Source organism: Sphingosinithalassobacter sp. CS137 (assembly GCF_014334115.1).
Taxonomy (GTDB): Bacteria; Pseudomonadota; Alphaproteobacteria; order Sphingomonadales; family Sphingomonadaceae; genus Sphingomonas.
The window spans coordinates 1,977,382-2,002,106 of the sequence record NZ_CP060494.1; the positions used below are offsets into that span (position 1 = coordinate 1,977,382).

Here is a 24,725-nt window from a genome sequence, read left to right on the forward strand (position 1 = left end):
CGCTCAGCGGCGCTCGGCCTCGTCGAGCGCGTTGATCCCCGCCTGAACCAGCGCCTCGGCCTCGTCGCGCGGCAGGCCGGGTGGAAACGGCTCGCCGAAGCGGATGCGGATCACGCCGCGGCGCATCCGACCGCCACGCGACCAGACATGGCCCGATTGCACCGCCACCGGCACCACCGGCAGCTGGAGCGCACGATAGAGCCCGGCAAAGCCAGATTTGATCGGCGGCGTTTCGCCGGGCGCGACGCGGGTGCCCTCGGGAAAGATCAGCACCGATCGGCCGGCTTCGCGCGCCTTTTGCCCCTCGCGCATGATCATCCGCAGCGCCTTGGCGGAAGCGGATCGGTCGACCGGGATCACCCCATAGACTTTCGACGCCCAGCCCCAGACGGGGATCTTCAGCAGCTCGCGCTTCATCACGATCGCCGGGCCGTCGATCCGCCGGGCGAGCTCTAGCGTCTCGAAATAGCTCTCGTGCTTGGCCGCGAAGAGAGTCGCGCCCCGGGGCGGCGCACCTTCGATCACCACGCGCGCACCCGCGATCCCACGCACGCACCAGTTGAGGAACGTCGCCCAGCCGTGGGTATAGGCGATCAGCGCGCGCTGCCCGAACAGCGCCGCAAGCGGCGCGCAGAGCACGATCGGAACCGACAGGCCGTAGAAGACCAGCTGGAAGAGAAAGGTGCGCAATCGGCTATCCTAGCCTGCGCCGACGAGCAATGCGACGCGGCGAACGAGATATTTGTGATATTCCCGCAGCAGCGTCGAGAGGCGCGGGCTGGTGCGCACCGGATCGCCCATCAGCTCGACTTCCTCGTTGAGCGCATGGCGCAGCTCGAGCCGCGCGCGGGGCATGTGCCAGTCCGACGTCACCAGCCGCACCGTGCGATAGCCATGGGCGTGCACCCATTCGGCGGTTTCCTCGGCGTTCGATCGGGTGTCGACTGCCTGATGCCCCAGATCGATGCAGCATTCGAACAGCGAATCATCGACTTGATACTCCGCCGCGAGTTCGCGCGGGCGGACTTCGGGTGCGACGCCGCTCACCAGCATCCGCTCGGCGCCGCGCTGGTGCATCAGCGCAAGGCCGCGATCGATCCGGCCGGGGCCGCCCGTGAGCACGACGATCGCATCGGTGCGCTGCGGCTCGAGCGGACCGCCGAGCGACATCAGGAAGAGCGCGAAGCCCAGGCCCCAGGCGATCACCGCCGCCGCCGCCAGTCGCCAGATCACAAGGTCTTCCCCAGCGCTCGCAGGACCGCCGTCCGCGCGGCGAAGGTCGCGAGCAGCGCGAAGGCGATCGGCAGCATCAGGAGCAGGAACCAGTCGCGCTGCTGCAGCGCCACCCCGCTCAGCATCTCCGAACCGATCGTGCCGATCCGCGTCTGGAGGAATGCCACCAGCCCGATCGCCACCGCAGCGCCGACGAGCCCGCCGAGCAGCGTATCGAACGCGATCCGCCGCTGAAAGAGGCGCGCCACCTGCACATCGGTCGATCCCAGCATGTGGAGCACTTCGATCGTGTCGCGGTGCGTGTCCAGCCCCGATCGTGCCACCAGCAGAACGACCGCGGCGGTCGCGACCGCCATGAGCAGCACCAGCCCCGTCGCCAGCCAGCTGAGCGTGGTCATGAAACTCCGCACGGGCGACAGCCATTGTGCGTGGCGATCGACTCGTGCGTTCGGCGCGATCGCGCGCGCCGTCTGTTCGACCCGCGCGGCCGTTGCCGGGGCCGCATCGGCCAGATCGACGTCGATCATCGCCGGCATCGGCAGATCGGCGTCGAGCCCGGCGTCGCCGAGCCAGGGGCGGAGCAGTTCGGCGAGCCGCTCGCGATCGACTTCCTCGGCGCGAACCACGCCGGGCAGGGCGCGGAACGCCGCCACCATCTGCGCCGCCTCGCGGTCGCGCGCGTCCGCGTCCGGCTCGACGATCTGGACCGTGAGGCGGCCCGAGAGCTGCCGGTCGAGCGAAGCGGTCGCCGCGACCATGCCCAGCCCCAGTGCGCCCGCGAGCACGGTGAGGAACAGCATGATCGCCATGATCCAGCGCATCGCGCGGGTGTGCCGCCCCGCGTCGAGCAGCCGCCGGTCGGGAGCGGTGGGATTGAGGCTGAACTTCACGCCGCCGGTCCGGCCGGGTGGCGCAGTGCGCCGGTGGGGTCGCTCAGCCGCCCCTTGTCGAGCCGCATCATGTGCGCGTTCGGGATACGGTTGAGCAAATGAAAGTCGTGCGTCGCGACGACGACGGTGGTGCCGAGCCGGTTGAGCGAATCGAACAGGTGCAGCAGCCGCTCGGCCATGTCGGGATCGACGTTTCCGGTGGGTTCGTCGGCGACCAGAATCTCCGGACGGCCGATCACTGCGCGGGCGATGGCGATCCGCTGCTGTTCCCCGCCCGAGAGCGTGGGCGGCTTGGCCTTGCCGCGTCCCTCCAGACCCACCCAGGCCAGCATCTCGCGCACCGGCGCCTCGATGTCGCCCTCGGGCATGCCGGCGACGCGCAGCGGCAGGGCGATATTGTCATAGGCGGAAAGGTGCGGGAGGAGCCGAAAGTCCTGGAAGACGACGCCGATGCGGCGGCGAAAGCCGGGCAGGCGCTTGCGCGGCAGCAGCACCGTGTCCTCGCCGAACAGGCGGACGATGCCGCGGCTCGGCCGTCGCGCGAGATAGAGCAGCTTGAGCAGCGACGTCTTGCCGGCCCCCGAGGCGCCGGTGACGAAATAAAAGGCGCCGGTGGTGAGCGCGAAGCTGACGTCCGACAGCGTCTCGGGGCCGGTGCCATAGCGCAGCCCGACATTCTCGAATTGAACGATATTGGCCATTGCCGGCGCCCGGCCGCTCCCCGTCTGCGAGGATCAAGCCATCGCACAGCCGCCGGTCCCGCTCAAGCGCGCCGGCGAGCGCCCTGATCCGCCGGGCTATTTGAGCAGCACCAGCTCCTCGGCCATGCTCGGGTGCAGCGCGACCGTATTGTCGAAGTCGGCCTTGGTCAGCCCCGCCTTCACCGCGACCGCCGCCGCCTGCAGGATTTCGGGCGCGTCCGGCCCGATCATGTGCAGCCCGACCACGCGGTCGTTCGTCGCGTCGCACACCATCTTGTAGAGCGCCCGCTCGTGCCGGTCGGCAAGCACGTCCTTCATCGCGCGAAAGTCGGAGGTATAGATTTTGACCGAGCCGAGCCTGTTCTTCGCCTCGCCCTCGGTCATCCCCACGCCCGCCATCGGCGGATGGCTGAACACCGCGGCGGGGATGCAGTCGTAATCGACTCGCGTCGGCTTGCCGCCGTAGATCGTGTCGGCGAACGCCTGCCCCTCGCGGATCGCCACGGGAGTCAGCTGCACGCGGTTGGTCACATCGCCCACCGCATAGATGCTCTCGACCGCCGATCGGTTGTCGGCATCCACTTTCACCGCGCCCTTGGCGTCGATCTCGACGCCGGCCTCGGCCAGCCCCAGTCCCTCGGTGTTCGGCACGCGCCCGGTGGCGAACAGCACGCAATCGACGACCATGTCCTCGTGATTGGTCATCGAAACCCTCAGGCAGCCGTCATCCATCTTCTCGATGCCGCGGAATTCGGCATGGAAGCGGAAGTCGATCCCCTTGGTCATGCTGATCTGGAGCAGCCGATCACGGATCGATTCGTCATAGCCGCGCAGGATCACGTCCGATCGGTTGATCAGAGTCACCTTGGTGCCGAACTGATTGAAGATGCCGGCGAACTCGTTGGCGATATAGCCGGCGCCCGCGATCAGGATGCGCTTGGGCAGGCGGTCGAGGTGGAACACTTCGTTCGACGTGATGCCATGTTCGTGCCCCGGGCATGGAGGCACCGAGGGCCGCGCGCCGGTCGCGATCAGGATGCGTTCGGCGCGCACGGTGCGCCCGCTCGCCAGCGTCACTTCGTTCGGGCCCGAGACCGCCGCTCGCTCGAGGATCATCTCGACGCCATGACTATCGAGCGTCTGGCTATACGCCTTGTTGAGCCGGTCGACCTCGGAGAGGACATTGTCACGCAGCGTCGCCCAGTCGAATTCGCACGGTTCGGGCACGTTCCAGCCGAACCGGCGGGCGTCTTTCAGATCCTCGGCGAAATGCGCGCCATAGACGAGCAGCTTCTTGGGAACGCAGCCGCGGATGACGCAGGTGCCGCCGACGCGATACTCCTCGGCGATCGCCACTTTCGCGCCGTGCGCGGCCGAAACGCGCGCCGCGCGCACGCCGCCCGAACCGGCACCGATGACGAAGAGATCATAGTCGTATTCGGCCATGGAGCCCCCGAAACTGCCGCTCGCCCCGAGCCTGTCGAGGGGCGGGCCGCCAGCGATGTGGCGCTTGCGGAGAAACGGGCTTTCGACAGGCTCACCCGAATGCGTCGTCGATCGGCAGATAGGCGGCTGGCGGCACGATGCCAACCGCGCGGCGCTAGCGCTTGCGCACGAATTCCGCGCGCAGCACCAACCCCTTGATCCCCTCGTACTTGCAATCGATCTCCTGGCTGTCGCCGGTGAGGCGGATCGATTTGATCAGCGTCCCGCGCTTCAGCGTCTGTCCGGCGCCCTTGACCGTGAGATCCTTGATGAGCGTCACCTGGTCGCCGTCGGCGAGCAGATTGCCCACCGAATCGCGCACCTCGACCTGCTCGGCGGAGTGCGCCCTGGCCGCAGCCTCGGCGGCGGGAATCCACTCCCCGCCCGCCTCGTCATAGACATAGTCCCCGTCGCTCGCCGCGCCGCTCATGCGCCCAGCGCTCGTGCGATCAGGTCGTTGGTCGAAGGATCGAAGTCGAGGTCGCCGGCATCCGCCGCCTTGGCCATTTCCTTGCCCAGCTCGACTCCGAACTGGTCGAACGGATTGATGCCGGTCAGCACTGCGTTCACGAAGGTGCGATGCTCATAGAAGGCGAGCAGCGCGCCCAGCGTGCGCGGGTCGAGCCGGTCGAGCAGCAGCGTCGAGGAAGGGCGGTCGCCGGGATAGGCGCGCGCCGCATCGTCGTTCGCGCGCCCAGCCATCAGCGCGGCTCCTTGCGCGAACATGTTGAGCAGAAGCTGGCGGTGATGCGCCTCGGACAGCACGTCTTCCTGCTCGACCACGCCGAGAAATTCGACCGGCACCAGATGGGTGCCCTGATGAAGCAGCTGGAACACCGCGTGCTGCGCGTCGGTGCCCACTCCGCCCCAGGTGATCGGCGCGGTCGGCCACTCGACCGGCGCGCCCTCTGCGGTCACGCGCTTGCCGTTGGATTCCATCTCGAGCTGCTGGAGATAGGAAGGGAGCAGCGCCAGCCGCTCGTCATAGGCGAACACGCCGCGCGTCTCGGCGCCGCGTAGCTGCGTATAGTAGAGGTCGGCGAAGGCCGCGAGCACCGGCGCGTTGCGCCGCGTCGGAGTAAGCCGGAAATGGCGGTCCATCTCGGCGGCGCCCTCGAGCAGCTCGGCGAAAGCATCCCAGCCGAGTGCCAGTGCCGCCGGAAAGCCGATCGACGACCACAGCGAATAGCGCCCGCCGACGCTTTCGCTGAACGGCAGGATGCGCGTCTCGTCGACTCCCCAGGCGACTGCCTTTTCGGGCGAGGCGGTCAGCGCCACCACCTGGCCATAGGGATCGCTGACGCCGCCCTCGGCCATCCAGGCGATCGCGCTTTCGGCGTTGAGCATCGTCTCGGTGGTGGTGAAGGTCTTCGATGCGATCGCGAGCAGCGTCGCCTTGGGATCGAATTCGTCCATCGCCGCTTCGAGCGCCATGCCGTCGACGTTGGAAACGATCGCGACGTCGTAGCGCGATGCGTCGCGGCCGAGCGCGTCGACCAGCAGCTCGGGGCCGAGCGCCGATCCGCCGATGCCGATGTGCAGGATGTGGCGCACCGGCCCCAGCGCCTCGGCCTCGATCGCGTCGATCAGCGCGCGCATCCGCTCGTGCTGCGCCTTGGCGCGCGCGACGCTTTCGGCGGCGCCTTCATAGCGTTCGGCACTGTGTTCGGCGGCGCGGCCTTCGGTGGCGTTCACCACCTCGCCCGCGAACAGCGCGTCACGCTTCGCCGCCAGCCCCATCGCATCGGCCAGCGCGGCGAAGCGCTCGACCGCCTCGCGCGAGAGATGCGTCTTCGACCAGTCGAAATGAATCCCCGCCACACCGGCGGTGAACAGCGCCAGCCGTTCGGGGTCGTCGGCGAACAGCGTGGTCAGCGGCACGCGCTCCAGCGCCTTGAGGTCGGTCCAGTCGGGGCGTGCCATGCGGGTCTCCTTTCGGCTTGCGGATGCAGGCCGAACGCATCCCCTATCGTCCCGTTTCCGGCGCCGCCACTCCCATCGCGCGCTTGACGCCATGGCCCCCGCACAGCAGAGCTTGCGCCATGGACGACACCGCCCCCGCCGACGCCCGCGACCCGGCAGCGACCAAGCCGAAGAGCGAATGGCGCGATCTCGCCTCGTTCCTGCTCAAGCTCGCGCTGGTCGTCTTCATCGTGCGCAGCTTCATCTTCTCGCCGTTCAGCATTCCCAGCGAATCGATGATGCCGCGGCTGCTGATCGGCGACTATCTGTTCATCACCAAGTGGAACTACGGCTATTCGCGCCATTCGCTGCCGTGGAGCCTGCCGCTGATCCCCGGCCGCGTCTTCCCCGACACGCCCGAACGCGGCGACGTCGTTGTCTTCAAGGCGCCGCCGACGGATAATACCGACTGGATCAAGCGCGTTGTCGGCCTGCCGGGCGACACGGTGCAGATGCGCCAGGGCCAGCTCATCCTCAACGGCCAGCCGGTCCCGCGCGAGCGGATCGCCGATTTCACCATCCCGCTCTCGCCCAACTACGGCCTCGAGCGCTGCGATCCCGAGTTCCGCGACGTCGACGCGAGCGGCGAGGCGGTGTGCCGCATCCCCCGCTATCGCGAGACGCTGCCCGGCGGCCGCAGCTATGAAGTGCTCGACATGGGCATGCGCCGGTCGGACAATACCATCGTCTACACCGTGCCCGAAGACCATGTGTTCCTGATGGGCGACAATCGCGACAATTCCGCCGACAGCCGCTTCACCCATGCCGAGCGCGGCATCTCGTTCGTTCCGCTCGAAAATCTGCAGGGCAAGGCAGTCGTCACCTTCTGGTCGACCGACGGCAGCGCCAACTGGTTCCTGCCCTGGACCTGGTTCACCGCGGCGCGGTGGGATCGCATCGCGGAGGGCTTTTGACGCCCGATCTGGGGGGCTGGCTCGCCGGGGTGTTCGGGGAGCGCCCCCGCGATCTCGGGCCTTTCGAGCGCGCTCTGACGCACGGCAGCCAGGCCGCGGCCAATTACGAACGGCTCGAATTCCTCGGCGATCGCGTGCTCGGCCTGATCGTTGCCGAATGGCTGTTCGAACGCCATCCCGCCGAGCCCGAAGGCGCCCTGTCGCGCCGCCTCAACACGCTGGTGACCGGCGCGGTCTGTGCCGATGTCGCCCGCGAGCTCGGCGTCGTCCCGCACCTGCGTCTCGGCAAGCAGGCACGCGACGACGGCGCGGCCGACAGCGACAATGTCCTCGGCGACGTGATGGAGGCGCTGATCGGCGCCTGGTATCTCGACGCCGGCCTCGATTCCGCCCGCGCCTTCGTCCGCCGCGCCTGGGGCACGCGGATCGACGCGCAGCTCAAGGCGCCCAAGCATCCCAAGTCGGCGCTCCAGGAATGGGCCGCCGCGCACAATCGCCGTCCGCCCGAATATGAAGTCGTCGATCGCTCGGGCCCGGGGCATGCGCCGCGTTTCACCGTCCGGGTGTCGATCGGCAAGCTCGCCGAGGCGCGTGCGCAGGGCACCAACAAGCAGGAGGCCGAGACCGCCGCGGCGGCGGCGCTGCTCGCCGAGCTGGAGGCGAAATAGCCGCCGCACGGCGCCCTTCGACAAGCGCGGGGCAACGCGCCTAGAATGGGGCTCGCCCCGTCGTCCATCCGTCCGGGCTGAGCCTGTTCCAGCCCGCCTCTTGAGTAGCGAACCATCGTGCCCGATTCTTCCGTCTCCACTCCACGCTGCGGCCTGATCGCCGTGGTCGGCGCGCCCAATGCCGGCAAGTCCACTCTCGTCAATGCGCTCGTCGGCCAGAAGGTCGCGATCGTCAGCCCCAAGGCGCAGACCACGCGCACCCGGCTGATGGGCATCGCAATCGAAGGCGACACCCAGCTGCTGCTGGTCGATACGCCGGGCATCTTCGATCCCGCGCGCCGACTCGATCGGGCGATGGTCGCCGCCGCCTGGGAAGGCGCCGAGGGCGCCGACGCGATCGCCTTCGTCGTCGACGGCAAGGGCGGCCTCGGCCCCAAGGTTTCGGGCATCGCCGAGCGGCTCGCGCATCGCCGCGAACCCAAGCTGCTCATCCTCAACAAGGTCGACATCGCCGACAAGCCGCGCCTGCTCGGCCATGCCGCCCGGCTCAACGAGCTGCTGCCGTTCGACGAGACCTTCTTCGTCAGCGCCGCGACCGGCGATGGCGTGGCCGAGCTCAAGTCCGCGCTCGCCGCGCGCATGCCCGACGGGCCGTGGCACTTCCCCGAGGATCAGGTTTCCGACGCGACCGACCGGATGCTCGCCGCCGAAGTGACGCGCGAGCAGCTCTATCTCCAGCTCCATGCCGAGCTGCCCTATGCCAGCGCGGTCGAGACCGAGAAGTACAGCGAGCGCGCCGACGGCTCGGTCGAGATCCACCAGCAGATCCTGGTCGCGCGCGAAACCCAGCGCGCGATCGTGCTCGGCAAGGGCGGCAGCCGCATCAAGGAGATCGGCGCCCGCGCCCGCGCCGAGCTCAATCGTCTTCTGGGAGTCCCCGTTCACCTCTATCTTCACGTGAAAGTAAGCCCGAAGTGGGAAGAGGATCGCTCGCTCTATCGCGAGATCGGATTGGACTGGGTCGAATGAGCCGGAAACTGAACGTCGCGATCGTGCAGGATGTGCCGATCCCCTTCGCCGTCGAGCCGGGAGTGCGGCACGCCGCGCGGCTGGCCGAGAGGGCGGCGGCGAACGGCGCGCAGCTGATCGCCTTCGCCGAAACCTTCCTCGGCGGCTATCCGCTCTGGCTCGATCATGCGCCCAAGGCCGCGCTGTGGGACCATCCGGGCACCAAGCAGCTCCACGCGATCCTGCTCGAACAGGCGCTGCGCGGCCGCGACCCGCGCCTCAAGCCGCTCCAGCGTATCGCCGACCGCACCGGGGCGCTGATCTCGATCGGCGGTCACGAACGCCTCCGCTCGAGCCTGTTCGACACCCAATATCTCTTTCGGCCCAACGCGCCGCCGATGCTTCACCGCAAGCTGGCGCCCGGTCATGCCGAACGCATGATCTGGGGTTGCGGCGATGGATCGACGCTGACGCTGGACGAAGCGAAGTGGGGCAGCGTCGGCCAGCTCATCAGCGGGGAGCATTGGATGCCGCTCGCCCGCGCGGCGATGCACCACAGCGCCGAATCGGTGCATGTCGCCGCCTGGCCGGCGGTGCAGGATCTCCATCTGATGGCCTCGTGCCACTATGCGTACGAGGGCCGCTGCTTCGTGCTGGCCGCGGGCGCGGTGCAGGATCGGCAGGATCTGCTCGACGGGCTCGAGATGGTCGGCGGCAACGCCGCGGGCAGGGCGCTGCTCCAGAGCATGCCCCAGGGGCGGCTTCAGCACGGCGGCAGCGCGATCGTCGCTCCCGACGGCGTCGTGCTCGCCCGGGCCGGCCACGAACCCGAGATGCTGCACCAGTCGATCGATCTGTCCGAAATCGAGTTCAACCTCGCGACGCTCGACGTCGACGGCCATCACGCCCGCCCCGACATCTTCGAGCTGATCGTCGATCGCCGCGCCAGGCAGGGCCTTTCCGACAGGCCCGAGGACGAAGGCGACAGCGACTGCGAAACCCAGGCGGCCTAGACAGGCTGGTGGAGGGGGCGCCTCACGCGGCGCGTCAATTTCCGCTCGTGTTGCGCGTAGTCGAGACACCATTGGGGCGGAGCGCACTCGGCACGTCCCTCGACCGTGCTCGGGACGAGCGGTTACTCGCCTCCCAGAACCTCGTCGACCCATTGCGGCACCAGCACCCCCGCCGGCCCCTGGCGGCTCTCGTCGAACCAATGGCTGCCCTCGCTCGGCTCGAGGTTGAGTTCGAGCGTGCGGACGCCGCTCCTCCGCGCCTCCTGCACGAAGCCCGCAGCCGGATAGACTGCGCCCGACGTGCCGATCGAAACGAACAGATCGGCCGCGTCCAGCGCCGCCGCGATCGCGTCCATCTGATAGGGAATCTCACCGAAGAAGACGATGTCGGGCCGCAGCATCGCCTCGCCGCAGCCCGTGCAGTCGGTGCCCGGCGGTAGCGCCGTCTCCCAGCCTTGCCGCGCGCCGCACATCGCGCACAGCGCCGATCGCAGCGCGCCGTGCATATGGATCAGCCGCTTCGCTCCGGCGCGCTCGTGCAGATCGTCGACATTTTGCGTCACGATCAGCAGCCCGCCGCTCCATTCGGCATCGAGCCGCGCCAGCGCGCTATGCGCCGGGTTGGGCTGCACGCTCGCCAGCTTCGCGCGCCGCTCGTCGTAGAAACGGTGCACCAGCTCGGGATCGCGGCGCAACGCCTGCGGCGTGCAGACGTCCTCGACACGATGGCCTTCCCACAGTCCGCCCGGCCCGCGAAAGGTTGCGACGCCGCTCTCCGCAGAGATGCCGGCGCCGGTCAGGATCACGATGTTGCGGATGGGGTCGGCCATGCCCGTGTCTTCGAACAGCGGTTGCGCCCGCGCAACCCCTGCATTCCCTCTGTCCTACAGCCCCCGGCCTGTGTCATGGAGCGGAGCATGGCACTGTACCACTCGTCGTTGCGACCGGCCCCGTCCGATCGCATACGCCTCGCGCGCCTGCGCGCACGGGCCCGCACGCGCGCGTTGAGGTGCGACCTTAGTGTGACCTTCGACGGGAATCCGCGGCTATGACGACGATCGGGATCTACGGCAGCCTCGGGCGGATGGGACGTGCGATCGCCGAGGAGGCGCCGGGCCTTGGCGTACGCGTCGCCGGGGGTGCCGATATCGGTGACGATCCCGCGCCCCTCGCCCGGACGTGCGACGCGCTGGTCGATTTTTCCACGCCCGCCGCGCTCGAGGCGCACCTTGCCGCCGCCCGCGCGGGCGGCACGCCGATCGTCGTCGGGACTACCGGCCTGGGCCAGCGGCACCAGGCGATGCTCGACGAAGCGGCGCAGGACATCGGGGTGCTTCAGACCGGCAATACGTCGCTCGGCGTCACGCTGCTCGCGCATCTGGTGCGCGAGGCGGCGGCGCGGCTCGGGAGCGAGTGGGACATCGAAGTCGTCGAGATGCATCATCGCAACAAGGTCGATGCGCCGTCGGGAACGGCGATTCTGCTCGGCGAGGCCGCCGCCGAGGGGCTGGGCACGTCGCTCGGCGAAGCGAGCGTGATCGGCCGTGCAGGCCTAACCGGCGCGCGCGCCGACGGCACGATCGGCTTCGCGTCGCTGCGCGGCGGCACGGTCGCGGGCGATCACCATGTGATCTTCGCGGGCACTGGCGAACGGATCGAGCTGGGCCATATCGCCGAGGATCGCGCGATCTTCGCGCGCGGTGCGGTACGGGCGGCGCTGTGGCTCGCGGATCAGCCGGCGGGGCGCTACACCATGGATCAGGTGCTGGGCATGTGAAGAAGGCCGACGTCGTCGATTTCTTCGCGCGGCTGGCCGAAGCCAATCCGCATCCGGAAACCGAGCTCGAATCGGTCAACACCTATACGCTGCTCGTCGCGGTCGTCCTCTCGGCGCAGGCGACCGACGCGGGAGTGAACAAGGCAACCCGGCGCCTCTTCGCGCAGGTCGATACCCCGGAGGGGATGGTGGCGCTGGGCGAGGAGGGGCTCAAGGAGCACATCAAGACGATCGGCCTGTTCAACACCAAGGCAAAGAACGTCATCGCGCTCAGCGAAGCGCTGATCGCCGACCATGGCGGCGCCGTGCCCGAGGACCGCGACGCGCTGGAGCGGCTTCCCGGTGTCGGCCGCAAGACCGCAAATGTGGTGATGAACACGGCGTTCGGGCACGAGACCTTCGCGGTCGATACCCACATCTTCCGCGTCTCGAACCGGACGAAGCTCGCGCCCGGCAAGACGGTGCTGGCGGTGGAAAAGAAGCTGGAGCGGGTGGTGCCCGCTCCCTTCCGCCTCCATGCCCATCACTGGCTGATCCTGCACGGCCGCTATGTCTGCAAGGCGCGGACGCCCGAATGCTGGCGCTGCATCGTTGCCGATCTCTGTGCGTTCCGTCCCAAGACCCCGCCGCCCAAGGCGCGCCGCAAGCCGGCGCCAGGAGGAAACTGACATGCGCATCGTGCTGATCCCCGCCGCCATTCTGTTCGCCGCCGCGCCCGGTGCGGCAAGCCAGCAGGCGGAGGCTCCGGCGGCGACGCCCACCGGCGCGCCGCGCAATTGCGTCGCGCTCACCCAGATCCGTCGTACCGAGGTGCACGGCGACAGGATCATCGATTTCGTGCTCCGCGACGGCCAGGTGCTCCGCAACGAGCTGCCGCTGGCATGCCCGGGCCTCGGCTTCGAGGAGCGGTTTTCCTATCGCACTTCGACCGGCCAGCTCTGCTCGGTCGACACGATCGAGGTGCTCCGGTCGCCGGGGCTCAGCGGCGGCCCGACCTGCGGCCTCGGCATGTTCCAGCCGGTCGAGCGGGCTGCGGCCGAGTGAATCGAAACGTCTGGCGCACCGCCGCGGGCTTTGCTAGGCGCATGCACCACGCACCCGTAGCTCAGCTGGATAGAGCGCTGCCCTCCGAAGGCAGAGGCCACAGGTTCGAATCCTGTCGGGTGCGCCAGACTTCTCTCCGCGCCGCGCTTGCCGGCGCCTTGTCCCGGGGCAAGGCACGACCTAGGTGTCGGGGATGACCCAGCAGCAGACCGACGCCGCGCTCGCTTTTGCCGACTCGCACCTCGACGACAGCCTGGAGCGCCTGTTCGCGCTGATGCGGATCCCCTCCGTATCGACCGATCCCGCCTATGCCGGAGACTGTAGCCGCGCCGCCGAAACGCTGGCGCAGGAACTGGGCGAACTCGGCTTCGACGCGCGGGTCGCGCCGACGGGCGGCCATCCGATGGTGGTCGCGCACCATGAGGGGCCGGGGCCGCATGTGCTGTTCTACGGCCATTATGACGTGCAACCGGCCGATCCGCTCGAGCTGTGGAAGCGCGATCCGTTCGATCCGGCGATCGAAACGCGCGCCGACGGCAGCAGGGCGATCACCGGTCGCGGCGCCAGCGACGACAAGGGCCAGCTGCGGACCTTCATCGAGGCCTGCCGGGCGTGGAAGGAGACGACGGGCGCGCTGCCCTGCCGCGTTTCGATCCTCTTCGAAGGCGAGGAGGAATCGGGCTCCGAGAGCCTCGAACCCTTCCTCCACGCCCATGCCGAGGAACTGACCGCCGATTTCGCGCTGATCTGCGATACCGGCATGTGGGATCGCGACACGCCGGGGCTCACCATCGGGCTGCGCGGCATGGCGGCGGGCGAAGTGACGATCCAGGCAGCGTCGCGTGATCTGCATTCGGGTCTGTACGGCGGCCCCGCACGCAATCCGATCGCGGTGCTGGCGAACATCCTCGCGGACCTGAAGGATGCCGAGGGTCGCGTGACGCTGCCCGGCTTTTACGACGGGGTTCACCCGGTCGAGCCGCAGGTCAGCGCCGCGTGGAAGAAGCTCGGCTTCGACGCCTCGGACTTTCTCGGCGAAGTCGGTCTGAGCGTCCCGGCGGGTGAGGAAGGCATCAATGCGCTCGAGCAGAGCTGGGCACGGCCGACCGCCGAAGTAAACGGGATCTGGGGCGGCTATACCGGTGAAGGCTTCAAAACCGTCATTCCGGCGCAGGCGCATGCCAAGGTTTCGTTCCGGCTCGTCGGCGATCAGGATCCCGATCAGGTGTGGAGCGCGTTCGAGCAGCATGTCCGCGATCGGCTGCCCGCCGATTGTTCGGCCAGCTTCAACCCGCGCGGCGGCTCGCGTGCCATCCGGCTCGCTGCCGACAGCGCGCCGCTCGCCGCTGCACAGGCGGCGCTGGACGCGGAATGGGGCAAATCGGCGCTGCTTGCCTCGGGCGGCTCGATTCCCGTCGTCAGTTCGATCGCGCGGATCCTGGGGATGGACACGGTGATGGCCGGTTTCGCGCTCAACGACGACAATATCCATTCGCCCAACGAGAAATACGAGCTCAAGAGCTTCCAAAAGGGCATTCGCTCCTGGGTCCGGATTCTCGCGGAGATCGGTGCATCACGGGCCGCTGCGCGCCGTGACGTGGCTGTGGCAACGGAGTGACGCGGGGCTGAAAATCGTTCGCGGGAGCTACCGGGGGAAGCTGCCTTGCGGTAGAATGGCGCCGCTGCGCTTGTGGGGGCCGCGTGATGATCCGTCGCTTGTTTCCTGCCGCAATTCTGCTCGCTGGTCTTTCCGCCTGTTCGGCCGATGCGCCTGCATCGACAACCGAGGCCGAGACCAAGACCGAACTCCCCAGCGAAGCGCTGTCGCCTGCCGTTGCCGCACCGGCCGCGTATCGGCCGGATGCGGGGAGCGCCGCGCCGCTACGCGACTGGCTGATCGGCGCATGGTCCTATGAGGGCAGCTGCGCCAGCGACTTCTTCGTGCGCTACGATGCCGACGGCAGCGTCGCCAATGCAGGCGATACGGGCAGTTGGACGCTCGACGGCGACACCGTGACCGAACGGATCACCGAACGCTTCGAGCCGGATGAGGACAGTGAGGCCGGCGGCGGCGAACCCGAAGTCCGCAGCTATCGCATCGAGCGCACTGGGGCGGACAGTGGGACGATCGTGATCGACGACCGCCGTGTGCCGATCATTCGCTGTTGACCGCTGCCGGGGCGGCGGCGATAGCGAACGCCATGGTTCCCCTTTCGTTCGCAGGCCGCACGCTGCTGGCGCTTCCGGAGGCCGCGCTCTTCTGGCCCGAGCGCCGTGCGCTGCTGCTCGCGGACCTGCATCTCGAAAAGGCGAGCTGGTTCGCTGCGCGCGGACAGATGCTGCCGCCCTATGATTCGCTCGCGACTCTCTGCCAGGTCGAAGCGCTGGTCGCGCGGACCGGCGCCGAGGAACTCTGGTGCCTGGGTGACAGCTTCCATGATCCCGAAGGCTGCGCCCGCCTGCCTTCCGCCGCACGCGAGCGGCTGACGGCGCTCACCGCTCGGCTGCGCTGGACCTGGATCACCGGCAATCACGACGCCGTCTATGTCGATCACTGCGGCGGAGCGGTGTGCGACGAAGCCGAAGTCGACGGGCTGCTGCTGCGCCACATCGCCGATCCGTCCGAGCGGCGGCCCGAGCTTTCCGGGCATTTCCATCCCAAGCTGCGCGTCACCGTGCGCGGACGCCAGGTGGCGCGCCGGTGCTTCGTGGCGAGCCGCAGCAAGCTGATCCTTGCGGCGTTCGGGGCACTGACCGGCGGACTCGATGCGCATGATCCGGAAATCGCGCGTGCATTGGGCGAGCCGGGCCAGGCGCTGGTGCCGGTCGCAGATCGCTTGCTGCGCTTTCCGCTCGCCGCCTGAAGCCCTTCAGCGCTGCCCTTCGATCCCGCCTTCGCACGAGACCGGCGCGGGACCGGAAACACGGCACTGGCCGGGACCGGCGATCGCCACCGTTCCCAGTGACCGTGCGAGCACGCGCGCCGAATAGCGGGCGTGCGCCGTGATCGGGCCGGTGGTCTCGGCGACGATCGACACGTCGCCCGCCTCGAGCGCCTGCGCGTCGATCGATCCGGCGCCATTCGAGCGAAGGCGCGCTTCCCCTGCTGTTCCGGCAAGGGCGATCCGGCCGGTGCCGATCAGAGTCGCCGACAGGTCTTCGGCGCGCACGTCCGCCACTTCGACAGTGCCGGCGCCGTTCACGCTCACCTCCGCCCGCGGCATGTGCATTTCGGCGATGTGCAGCTCGCCGCCGCCGTTCACGGATGCCGCGCGCAGCCGCGGCACCTCCACCTCGACGACCGGCGAGGCTCCCGCGGAATCACGTCCACCGGCCGCCGGGTCGCTGCCACCGCTCACCACCAGCGTCGAGCCGGATACGTGCACGTCGAGCGCCTCCAGCGCCCGCCGCCCGCCGCGTGCGCGGGCCTTGGCGGTCATGCCGGGGGTGACGTGCACCTCGAACGGGCCATCGACTCGAACCCGTTCGAACCCGGAGATGAGATAAGTGCGGTCCTGGGGCGCCGCCGCCGAAATCAGCAGCAGAAGGAACAGCGGTACGGGCAGCAGGCGGCGCATGGCGACGGCATCGCACCCTTGCCCGCCCGCGTGCAAGTCCCGTTCAGCCGCAGCGCGCCGAGCCGGAGCCGTTCGCCCGCACCGAGCAGCGCGCATTTGCACCCAGCTCGGCATCGCCCGAACCCGCGATCGAGACTGAGGCGTCGCCATCGACATTCGCACTGACGTCGCCCGAGCCGGCGATCGAAACCTGTGCCGCATCGGCGGTGAGCCGCTCGGCATCGATGTCGCCGGAACCGGAGACCGAGGCGTCGAGAGCGCGCGTGCGCCCCGCCGCACTAAGGTCGCCCGAGCCGGAAACCGATAGTTCGACGCGTTCGGTCGCCAGCTCCGCGAGGTCCAGATCGCCGGAACCGGAAACGGCGCCGCGAAAATCGCCTTCGGCCCTCGCGACCCGCATGTTGCCCGATCCGCTGACGCTGGCGGCGGTAATCCGCGGCATCGTCACATAGACGTGTGCATCGTCATCCGAAAACCAGTTGCCGTTTGAGCTGCGCCGCGAGATGCGGAGCATGCCGTCGACCACCTCGATTTCCAGACGATCGAGCGCGCGGGCATCGCCCTCGGCGCGCACTGCGAACTGCTCGCCGATCGCGACGTCGACATCGTCCGATCCCCGTAGCTCGACGCCGGTGAAATTGCTCGCGTCGAAGTTTCGCACTTCCGCAGTGCCGCCATTGGACACGGCGCGTGCCTCGCGTTCGGCGTCGGGGCCGCCGCAGGCGGCCAGCGGCAGCAGGATGATGGCGGCTAAGGCGCGCATTGGCATTCCTCCGATTGTGTATTGTAGACGCAATACACCTTGGTGGGCGTGAAGAAAAGGGGCAGCCGTTGCCGGCCGCCCCTCCTGCTTCCCGGATCCGATGCCGCGGCTCAGGCCGCGGTCTTTTCCTTGTTCTGATTGTGGATCGCCGCGGCCTTGTTCAGGATCTCGAGGATCTTCTGGAGCGCGGCAGGCTCGTCGACTTCCTCCATCGCGGCCAGTTCGCGGGCCAGGCGGCTTGCCGCGGCCTCGAAGATCTGGCGCTCGGAGTAGCTCTGCTCGGGCTGATCGTCGGCGCGGAACAGGTCGCGGACCACTTCGGCGATCGACACGAGGTCGCCCGAATTGATCTTCGCCTCATATTCCTGGGCGCGGCGCGACCACATGGTACGCTTCACCTTCGGCTTGCCCTTGAGCGTGTCGAGAGCTTCCTTCAGCGTCTTGTCCGAGGAGAGCTTGCGCATGCCGACGCTTTCCGCCTTGTTGGTCGGAACGCGCAGCGTCATTTTCTCTTTCTCGAACCGCAGCACATAGAGCTCGAGCTGCATGCCCGCGATTTCCTGTTTCTGCAGCTCGATCACACGGCCTACGCCGTGCTTGGGGTAAACGACGTAATCGCCGACATCGAAGGACAGCGCCTTGGCAGCCATGTGCGTGTAGCCTTTCCGTGAACACGGCCCCGGGGATTGCAGTCTCCACCCGCTTCGGTTAGCCGACCCGGGCAGGCGCAGACGGGGCACCTTACTCATACGTCCTCGGGCAGAGGCGAATCCCTGCCGCGACGCAGCCCGTTTAACATAGCCGTAATAAAATTACCAGCGTGGAGCACCCGAGCGAGCGCGGAAAAGTGCGTCTCATGGGCCCAGCCGGGAGAATTTTTCGAAGGGCGTGCGAACCCCCGCCCAGCTCAGTCGCCGCTACCGGGCTCGGGCGAGAAATACTTCTCGAACTTGCCCGCCTCGCCCTTGTGTTCGTCGGCGTCGTCGGGCGTTTGACCACTGTTCGAAGTGACGTTCGGCCACTGTTCGGAATAGGTCTTGTTGAGCTCGAGCCATTGCTCCAGCCCGTTTTCCGTATCCGGAAGGATCGCTTCGGCAGGGCATTCGGGCTCGCACACGCCGCAGTCGATGCACTCGCTGGGATTGATGACGAGCATATTCTCGCCTTCGTAGAAGCAGTCGACCGGACAAACTTCGACGCAATCCATGTACTTGCACCGGATGCAGGCGTCGGTGACGACATAGGTCATGGGTCGATCGGCTCCACTCGCGAAGGGTTTTCTCTGCTATGCATCCGCTCCGGGCGCGTCAACGGCCTTGGACGCAAGGGTTTCGAGGGGGGTGTAAAGCGCGGCTGCTTCGGCGGGCGGACCCCGCCGCGCGGGCAGCGCCTCGATGCGCACGACCCGCACCTTCCCGAGATGGCTAACGAAGGCCAGAATGTCGCCGACACGCACCGGGACATGCGCCCGATCGACGCGGCGGCCGTTGATGCGCAGCCGCCCGCCCTCCGCCAGCGCGCGCGCATAGGTGCGCGACGCCGAGATCCGGGACCACCAGAGAAATCGGTCGAGACGCATCGTCGCATCCGGCGGCCGGTCAGCCATTGCGCAGGCCCAGCTCGGCCAGCGCGGCGAACGGCCCGTCGCGCGGCGCCGCTTCGGGCGCGCGCGGCGGCACGAGTCCCTTCCAGACCCAGCGCTGCGGCTCGCCTTCCCGGCTGCGTGCGGTGCGGAAGCCGAGTTGCGCCATCAGCCGCGCGAGCGTCGCCGGCTGCATGCCGATCGACGTCGCGAGTGCCGGATCGGGGGCGAATGGCTTGCGCCCCTCGCGCGCTTCATGGGCGGCGCGCGCCACGCGTTCCGCCATATCGATTCGCACGGCCTGCTGCCCTAGCGGTCGAAAGCCATGCGCCAGATCGGCGCCGGAGTCGCCGCGCGGGAGCACGGTAGCGCCTTCGCGCGGCGCTTCGACGATTCCCATCAGCAGCCGGCGCCAGCGGGCCGCTGCGGGCTTGAGCAGGGCGGGTGCGAACAGGTCGAGCGTGCCGATGGTGAAACCGATGCTGCGCAATCGCTTGCGTGCGTGCGCATCCAGCGCCTCGATCTGCGCCGCGATGGCACGGCGCGGCAGCAGCCCGCCCGCATCGAGCAGCGCAGTCGCCACTGCCCGGAGCGGCGCCCCGGCAGCCGGATCACGCGTGATCGAATCGAGCTTGGCCAGCGGCGGCAGATGCGCTGCCATCTGGCTCGCGAACCAGCGATCCAGTCGCTGCTGGACTGCCGCGCGCTGCGGTGGTTCGAGCACGTCGAGCGTGCGGTCGAGCACGATCTTGGGGGTGGTGAGCGTCAGGCCGCGCTCCAGGATCGCGACGCGCGTCGCTCCCCAGAGGATCGATCGATCGCCCGCATCGGATGGCGCAAGCGCAAGCGCATCATCCGTCGCCTCGGCGAGCGCCACGCCGCGCCGGTGCAGCTCGCGGCCGAGCCGCTTCTCGGCCGCTGCGAGCAGCATGCGCTTGTCCGCCGCCGTGGCGTCCGCCGCCACTCTGAAGCGGAAGCCCTCGAGATGGCCGAGGTGATGCTCCTCCACGCTCACTTCACCCCCGGGTCCGATCGTCACCGGCAGGTTCGAGGCATCGGCGCCAATCTGGCGCAGCAGCATCGTGGTTCGGCGATCGACGAAGCGTTGCGTGAGGCTCGCGTGCAGCGCGTCCGAGAGGCGCTCCTCGATCGCACGTGTGCGCTCGGCCCAGTGCGCGGGCTCGGCGAGCCAATCGGCGCGTTGCGCGATATAGGCCCAGCTGCGCGCCGCCGCGATCCGCCCGGCAAGCGTCTCAACATCGCCCTCGACGCGATCGAGCCGGGCGATCTCGTCGGCGAACCACTGGTGCGGCACATGACCATTTGCTTCGGACAAATGCGTGAAGAGCCGACCGACGAAGCGGGCGTGCGGATCGGCCCCCAGCTTGCGGAAATCGGGGAGCCCGCATGCCGCCCACAGCCGCTTCACCATCGCGGGCGAACGCACCCGGGTGCGCACCCAATCCTGCTCGGCGAGCCGCTTGAGCACCGCAAGATCGACTGCTTCGGGCGCCGCGCGCAGCACTGCATCGCGTGGCTCGGCCTCGAGGCTTGCGACCAGCGCGTCGATGCTCGCGAAATCGGGTTCGCCGTCGCGCCAGTAGAGCCGTTCCAGCCTCGGCACCTGATGCCCCTCGATCGCCAGCACTTCTTCCGGGGTGAAGGCGCCGGGCCCCTGTTCGTGCAGTCCGCCGAACGTGCCGTCCTTCTGGTGCCGCCCCGCGCGCCCTGCGATCTGCGCCATTTCGGCCAGGGTCAGCCGTCGCCGGCGCCGCCCGTCGAACTTGTGGAGCGAGGCGAAGGCGACATGGGCGACATCCATGTTGAGGCCCATGCCGATCGCATCGGTCGCTACCAGATAGTCGACTTCGCCTGCCTGGAACATCGCGACCTGCGCATTGCGGGTGCGAGGCGACAGCGCACCCATCACCACCGCCGCGCCGCCGCGCAGGCGCCGCAGCGCCTCCGCAACGGCATAGACTTCCTCGGCGCTGAACGCGACCACCGCCGAACGTCTCGGCAGCCGAGAAAGCTTGCGCGCGCCGCCATAGCTGAGCGTCGAGAAGCGCGGCCGCGAGAGGATCTCCGCTTCGGGCACCAGCGCCTTGATCATCGGCCGCAGCGCATCCGAGCCGAGGAGCATCGTCTCTTCCCGACCACGTGCGCGCAGCAGACGATCGGTAAACACATGGCCGCGCTCCGGATCGGCGCCGAGTTGCGCTTCGTCGAGCGCGACGAACGCCACCTCCCTTTCGATCGGCATCGATTCGGCCGTGCACAGGAACCAGCGTGCGCCCGGTGGGCAGATCTTCTCCTCACCGGTGATCAGCGCAACTTCGCGCGGTCCCTTGATCCGTACCACTCGGTCATAGACTTCGCGCGCGAGCAGCCGCAGCGGAAAGCCGATCATGCCGCTGGCATGGCCGGTCAGCCGTTCGACGGCCAGGTGCGTCTTGCCGGTATTGGTGGGTCCCAGAACGGCCGTGACGGAAGTGCGCTCGAACTGGCTCATGGCGAGTCGCAACATCGTGCCGACTCAGGCGCTACGCAACAGCCCAGAGTTGCGAATCACCGTTAACCATGTTGGATTTGTTGGCGAAACCGCAAATAGCTTCCCTTCATCTTCGCTCTGGCACGGTTGGCCGCAGCTGGGACAGCTGACGAGGCTGCTTAATTTGACTTTAAACCCGCACTTGCACAGTGATCCAATCCACGCCGGGGGTTTCGGCACCAGCGACGAATTTTGGGGGCAGCGCGCCTTGTTCCTGCGCAACGATCACGGACTCGACCAGGGCGGCGGAACGACCGCACTCTCCTTCGGGCGTCCGTCGGCGATTCCGGAAGCGCCGGCGCGCAAGGGCTTCGCCGACCGGTTGCGCGCCCGTTACCCCGATTTCGAACTCGTCCCCGATCTGGGATCACGCATCGGAACGCTGCAATGGTATCGCGGCGCCGCAACCTGCATCGGCCTGTGCGCCGTCACGCTGTTCATGGCGCCGGGCCTCGAAAATCCCATCTACGGCTATGTTCCGCCCGCGCTGGAAGGCAGCGAGTGGGAAGCCGCCCGAGCCCAGTCGATCACGCCGCTCGGCAAGGGCGCCGGCACCGGCTATCGTATGGCAGCCACTGCGCTCGTCCAGCCACTGGCCGAGACGCCCGAGCGTCCGGTGATCGACCTTACCGCCACCTTGTCCTCGGGCAACGGCCTGTTGAGCGCGCTGCGTCGTTCGGGCGTCGGAGCGACCGACGCCAGCTTCGCTGCCGAACTGATCGGCAATGCGATCGATTTGGACAGTCTTGCCTCCGGGACGACGCTCGACCTGCGGCTCGGCCGCCGGATGGACAAGTCGCAGCCGCGGCCGCTCGAGCGCCTGGCCTTTCGCGCGCGCTTCGACCTCAGCGTCGAAGTAGTGCGGAGCGGTGCCGGCCTGGCGCTCAAGCAAGTGCCGATCGCCGTCGACCACACGCCGCTGCGCATCCGCGGCAAGGTGGGGCCCAGCCTCTATCGCTCGGCGCGCGCGCTCGGCGCTCCCGCGAAGGCAGTCGAAGCCTTCATTCGTTCGATTGCCTCCGAAATGCCGGTCTCGCGTCTCGGCGCCGACGCCGAATTCGACATGATCGTCGAGCAGGCGCGCGCCGAGACCGGCGAAGTCCAGATGGGCGACCTTCTCTACGCCGGCGTGACTCAGGGCTCACGCAAGGTGCAGCTCGTCCGCTGGGAGGATGGGGGCCGCACCGAATGGCTCGACACGCGCGGCCGCCGCGAAACCCGCGGCACGTTCGATCGGCCCGCGAACGGGCGCCTGAGCTCGGGCTATGGCATGCGCCGCCACCCGCTGCTCGGCTACCGCCGCATGCACAAGGGGCTCGACATCGCGGCGCCCACGGGCACGCCGATCCGCGCCCCTGCGGACGGCACCGTCACATTCGCCGGCCGCAACGGCGGCTATGGCAATTTCATGCGCGTGCGCCATTCGAACGGGCTTTCGACCGGATATGGGCATGTCAGCCGCTTCGCCGTGCGCTCGGGTGCGCGCGTGCGACAGGGGCAGGTGATTGCCTATGTCGGCTCGACGGGGGTCTCCACCGGGCCGCACCTCCACTGGGAAGTCTATCGCAACGGCCAGGCGATCAATCCGAATTCGGTGAGCTTCTCCAATATCCGCCAGCTGTCGGGCGGCGAGCTCAGCGAATTCCGGTCGAAGCTGAACCGACTGATGGCCGTGCCGGTCTCTGTGCCGGTACGCGAGGAAGCGGACGCCGCCGGCGAGGACTGAGGCGCGTCAGCTCCGCTGACCATCTTCCGAGGTAGCCGGTTTTCGCAAGGATACCGCGGCCTCTCTCGGACGGACGCTGCTACCGCCCCTGCGCCCGCCACCGCTTGATCGTGCGCTCGAGGATCGCCTCCTCGCCGGCCGTTTCGCGCCACAGCTGCGAGAAGGCAGGATCGCCCGACGCCGGGCGCCTCGTCTCGTCCAGCGTGTCGAACAGCAGCCGGACGGGCGTGGCCACGCCTTCGCCGACTGCGATGCACTCGCGGTTGCGCAGCGCCGGGATCGAATCGAGGAAGCCGCGCGCGCCTTCGGGCATGGCGGCACGGACGAAGCCCTGATCGCGCTCGTTGTTGAGCCGCATCGTCAGGATCGTGCCGCACTGCGAAAGCACGCCTTCGGCAAGATCCGACGGACGCTGAGTGATGAGGCCCAGCGATACGCCATATTTCCGGCCTTCCTTGGCGATCCGGCTGAGGATCCGGCCAACCGAGGAGCCGTCGGCGTTGCGCTCGTTCGGCACATAGCGATGTGCTTCCTCGCAGACGAGCAGGATCGGCCGCTGCGGCTCGTTGCGCGACCAGATCGCAAAGTCGAACACCATCCGGCTCAGCACGGCCACCACCACAGAAGTGATTTCGGACGGCACGCCGGAGACGTCGATGATCGAGATCGGCTTGCCGTCGCCGGGCAGCCGGAAGATGCGCGCGAGGAAACTCGCCATCGAATCCGCCACCAGCATGCCCGAGAACATGAAAGCGTAACGCGGATCGCCCTTGATCTCGTCGATCTTAGCCTTGATCCGCAGATAGGGCGCACTGTCGGTCGCCTTGTCCATCTTGCCCATCTCGAGCTGGATCAGCTGCGACAGGTCCGACAGCAGATAGGGGATCGGCGCGTCGACGGTGAGCTTCGGAATTTCCTGCGCCAGCCGGTTCTTCGCCTTGGCTGCGAGCAGGCATTTGGCGAGGATGTCGGCGTCCACCTGCCGCTCCGAACCGCTGCTGGTGAGAAAGACTTCGCAATGCTCCTCGAAGTTCATCAGCCAATAGGGCATCGCTAGGTTCGACACGTCGTAGAGTGCGCCGCTGTTCTTGAAGGCCGCGCCATATTCGCCGTGCGGATCGATCATCACGACATGCCCCTGCGGCGCCAGATCGCAGATGCGGTGCAGGATCAGCGCGGCGGCGGTCGACTTGCCGGTGCCGGTCGATCCCAGCAGCGCGAAATGCTTGCCGAGCATCGAATCGATGTAGAGCGCGGCGCGGATGTCGCGAGTCGGATAGACGCTCCCCACTTCGATATGGGCGCGATCGTCCGCGGCATAGATTTGCTGGAGATCCGCCGTGGAGACGGGAAAAACGGGGCAGCCCGGCGTGGGATAGCGCGTGACGCCGCGCCGAAATTTGTAGAGCTTCCCGGTCAGCTTTTCCTCGTCGCCCTCGCCGAGGAAGTCGACCTGCGCCGCGATCCGATCGGTGCGCCCGTCGGCGAGCCGCAGCGAACGGATGTTGGCGATCAGCCACGAACTGCCGACGCGCATCTTGATCTGCGCGCCGACCTGGCCGGCATTGGCGATCACCGTGTCGCGATGCTCCGCCAGCGCTTCGAGCGACTCGCCGTCGAGCATTACCTGGCTCGACGATCCCGCGATCTCGAGCACCGCGCCGATCGGCGCCAGCGCCGAATGCAGCTGTGGCGAATCGCCCGTCAGCGGCTGCGCGCCTTCGAATCCCTGGCTTCCGAACGTAGCGTCCATTCCCTGCTCCCCGTCGCGCGGCGAATCATGCACAAAGGGAAGTAAAGATTGGGTTCTTTCGCTGTGGACCGGGCGGA

The 24,725-nt window shown here is 68.1% G+C and carries 26 protein-coding genes and 1 tRNA gene; 12 read left to right on the forward strand and 15 right to left on the reverse strand.

What is annotated here, in order from left to right; genetic code table 11:
* Positions 1–3: 3 nt before the first annotated feature.
* From H7V21_RS09790 to pgi, 7 genes are all read right to left on the reverse strand, one after another.
* Positions 4–690 carry a lysophospholipid acyltransferase family protein gene (locus H7V21_RS09790; protein WP_188053445.1) on the reverse strand — a complete coding sequence of 229 codons (687 nt, stop codon included), beginning with the start codon at positions 688–690 and terminating at the stop codon, positions 4–6.
* 9 nt (positions 691–699) lie between these two features.
* The gene (locus tag H7V21_RS09795; protein ID WP_188053447.1) at positions 700–1,233 is read right to left on the reverse strand and encodes a YdcF family protein; all 534 of its coding nucleotides are present in this window, start codon (positions 1,231–1,233) and stop codon (positions 700–702) included.
* Positions 1,230–2,123, reverse strand: a complete 894-nt coding sequence (locus H7V21_RS09800; protein WP_188053449.1) for a cell division protein FtsX — start codon at positions 2,121–2,123, stop codon at positions 1,230–1,232. Before H7V21_RS09800 ends, H7V21_RS09795 begins: the two co-directional genes overlap by 4 nt.
* The gene (gene ftsE / locus H7V21_RS09805) at positions 2,120–2,824 is read right to left on the reverse strand and encodes a cell division ATP-binding protein FtsE (protein ID WP_188053451.1); all 705 of its coding nucleotides are present in this window, start codon (positions 2,822–2,824) and stop codon (positions 2,120–2,122) included. Before ftsE ends, H7V21_RS09800 begins: the two co-directional genes overlap by 4 nt.
* Before the next feature lie 96 nt (positions 2,825–2,920).
* Entirely contained in the window at positions 2,921–4,270 is a 1,350-nt protein-coding gene (gene gorA, locus H7V21_RS09810; RefSeq protein WP_188053453.1) for a glutathione-disulfide reductase, read from the reverse strand.
* Between the two features lie 154 nt (positions 4,271–4,424).
* On the reverse strand, positions 4,425–4,739 hold the full coding sequence (locus H7V21_RS09815; protein WP_188053455.1) for an alkylphosphonate utilization protein: 315 nt from the start codon (positions 4,737–4,739) through the stop codon (positions 4,425–4,427).
* Positions 4,736–6,232 carry a glucose-6-phosphate isomerase gene (gene pgi / locus H7V21_RS09820; protein ID WP_188053457.1) on the reverse strand — a complete coding sequence of 499 codons (1,497 nt, stop codon included), beginning with the start codon at positions 6,230–6,232 and terminating at the stop codon, positions 4,736–4,738. The genes H7V21_RS09815 and pgi overlap by 4 nt, the downstream gene beginning before the upstream one ends.
* 119 nt (positions 6,233–6,351) lie before the next feature.
* Between pgi and lepB the strand changes: the two genes are divergently transcribed.
* The 4 genes from lepB to H7V21_RS09840 all read left to right on the forward strand — a co-directional run bounded on the left by lepB (position 6,352) and on the right by H7V21_RS09840 (position 9,874).
* Positions 6,352–7,185: a signal peptidase I gene (lepB, locus tag H7V21_RS09825; protein WP_188053459.1), complete on the forward strand. Its 834-nt coding sequence runs from the start codon at positions 6,352–6,354 to the stop codon at positions 7,183–7,185.
* Positions 7,182–7,853 carry a ribonuclease III gene (gene rnc, locus H7V21_RS09830; RefSeq protein WP_262503809.1) on the forward strand — a complete coding sequence of 224 codons (672 nt, stop codon included), beginning with the start codon at positions 7,182–7,184 and terminating at the stop codon, positions 7,851–7,853. Before lepB ends, rnc begins: the two co-directional genes overlap by 4 nt.
* A gap of 117 nt (positions 7,854–7,970) precedes the next feature.
* Positions 7,971–8,882, forward strand: a complete 912-nt coding sequence (gene era, locus H7V21_RS09835; RefSeq protein WP_188053461.1) for a GTPase Era — start codon at positions 7,971–7,973, stop codon at positions 8,880–8,882.
* Positions 8,879–9,874 carry a nitrilase-related carbon-nitrogen hydrolase gene (locus H7V21_RS09840; RefSeq protein ID WP_188053463.1) on the forward strand — a complete coding sequence of 332 codons (996 nt, stop codon included), beginning with the start codon at positions 8,879–8,881 and terminating at the stop codon, positions 9,872–9,874. Before era ends, H7V21_RS09840 begins: the two co-directional genes overlap by 4 nt.
* Before the next feature lie 122 nt (positions 9,875–9,996).
* Here the strand turns inward: H7V21_RS09840 and H7V21_RS09845 are convergent, their stop codons facing one another.
* Positions 9,997–10,704, reverse strand: a complete 708-nt coding sequence (locus H7V21_RS09845) for an NAD-dependent deacylase (protein WP_188053465.1) — start codon at positions 10,702–10,704, stop codon at positions 9,997–9,999.
* Between the two features lie 218 nt (positions 10,705–10,922).
* On the opposite strand from H7V21_RS09845, the gene dapB reads away from it, so the two are divergent.
* The 7 genes from dapB to pdeM all read left to right on the forward strand — a co-directional run bounded on the left by dapB (position 10,923) and on the right by pdeM (position 15,559).
* Positions 10,923–11,651 (forward strand): 4-hydroxy-tetrahydrodipicolinate reductase, encoded by a 729-nt coding sequence (gene dapB, locus H7V21_RS09850; protein WP_188053467.1) that lies wholly within the window; start codon positions 10,923–10,925, stop codon positions 11,649–11,651.
* On the forward strand, positions 11,648–12,319 hold the full coding sequence (gene nth / locus H7V21_RS09855) for an endonuclease III (protein ID WP_188053469.1): 672 nt from the start codon (positions 11,648–11,650) through the stop codon (positions 12,317–12,319). Before dapB ends, nth begins: the two co-directional genes overlap by 4 nt.
* 1 nt (position 12,320) lies before the next feature.
* Positions 12,321–12,695 carry a hypothetical protein gene (locus tag H7V21_RS09860; protein ID WP_188053471.1) on the forward strand — a complete coding sequence of 125 codons (375 nt, stop codon included), beginning with the start codon at positions 12,321–12,323 and terminating at the stop codon, positions 12,693–12,695.
* A 50-nt stretch (positions 12,696–12,745) separates the two neighbouring features.
* Positions 12,746–12,822, forward strand: a tRNA-Arg gene (locus H7V21_RS09865).
* Positions 12,823–12,888: 66 nt separating this feature from the next.
* Positions 12,889–14,313: a M20/M25/M40 family metallo-hydrolase gene (locus tag H7V21_RS09870; RefSeq protein ID WP_188056473.1), complete on the forward strand. Its 1,425-nt coding sequence runs from the start codon at positions 12,889–12,891 to the stop codon at positions 14,311–14,313.
* 86 nt (positions 14,314–14,399) lie between these two features.
* Positions 14,400–14,864 (forward strand): hypothetical protein, encoded by a 465-nt coding sequence (locus H7V21_RS09875; RefSeq protein WP_188053473.1) that lies wholly within the window; start codon positions 14,400–14,402, stop codon positions 14,862–14,864.
* Between the two features lie 32 nt (positions 14,865–14,896).
* A complete protein-coding gene (pdeM, locus tag H7V21_RS09880; RefSeq protein ID WP_188053475.1) occupies positions 14,897–15,559 on the forward strand; it encodes a ligase-associated DNA damage response endonuclease PdeM in 663 nt (220 codons plus the stop codon).
* A gap of 6 nt (positions 15,560–15,565) precedes the next feature.
* Here pdeM and H7V21_RS09885 read toward each other — a convergent pair whose 3' ends face one another.
* The 6 genes from H7V21_RS09885 to H7V21_RS09910 all read right to left on the reverse strand — a co-directional run bounded on the left by H7V21_RS09885 (position 15,566) and on the right by H7V21_RS09910 (position 21,130).
* Positions 15,566–16,273, reverse strand: a complete 708-nt coding sequence (locus H7V21_RS09885) for a GIN domain-containing protein (RefSeq protein ID WP_188053477.1) — start codon at positions 16,271–16,273, stop codon at positions 15,566–15,568.
* Positions 16,274–16,316: 43 nt separating this feature from the next.
* Positions 16,317–17,036: a head GIN domain-containing protein gene (locus H7V21_RS09890; protein WP_188053479.1), complete on the reverse strand. Its 720-nt coding sequence runs from the start codon at positions 17,034–17,036 to the stop codon at positions 16,317–16,319.
* 110 nt (positions 17,037–17,146) lie between these two features.
* Complete coding sequence (locus H7V21_RS09895) at positions 17,147–17,686, reverse strand: CarD family transcriptional regulator (RefSeq protein ID WP_188053481.1); 540 nt, start codon at positions 17,684–17,686, stop codon at positions 17,147–17,149.
* A gap of 257 nt (positions 17,687–17,943) precedes the next feature.
* The gene (gene fdxA, locus H7V21_RS09900; protein ID WP_188053483.1) at positions 17,944–18,285 is read right to left on the reverse strand and encodes a ferredoxin FdxA; all 342 of its coding nucleotides are present in this window, start codon (positions 18,283–18,285) and stop codon (positions 17,944–17,946) included.
* A 36-nt stretch (positions 18,286–18,321) separates the two neighbouring features.
* On the reverse strand, positions 18,322–18,642 hold the full coding sequence (locus tag H7V21_RS09905; RefSeq protein WP_262503810.1) for a S4 domain-containing protein: 321 nt from the start codon (positions 18,640–18,642) through the stop codon (positions 18,322–18,324).
* Positions 18,635–21,130, reverse strand: coding sequence for a helicase-related protein (locus H7V21_RS09910; RefSeq protein WP_188056475.1), 2,496 nt, complete (start codon positions 21,128–21,130; stop codon positions 18,635–18,637). Before H7V21_RS09910 ends, H7V21_RS09905 begins: the two co-directional genes overlap by 8 nt.
* A gap of 181 nt (positions 21,131–21,311) precedes the next feature.
* On the opposite strand from H7V21_RS09910, the gene H7V21_RS09915 reads away from it, so the two are divergent.
* Positions 21,312–22,895: a M23 family metallopeptidase gene (locus H7V21_RS09915; RefSeq protein ID WP_262503811.1), complete on the forward strand. Its 1,584-nt coding sequence runs from the start codon at positions 21,312–21,314 to the stop codon at positions 22,893–22,895.
* Between the two features lie 79 nt (positions 22,896–22,974).
* Here H7V21_RS09915 and H7V21_RS09920 read toward each other — a convergent pair whose 3' ends face one another.
* The gene (locus H7V21_RS09920) at positions 22,975–24,648 is read right to left on the reverse strand and encodes an ATP-binding protein (RefSeq protein WP_188053485.1); all 1,674 of its coding nucleotides are present in this window, start codon (positions 24,646–24,648) and stop codon (positions 22,975–22,977) included.
* Positions 24,649–24,725: the final 77 nt, after the last annotated feature.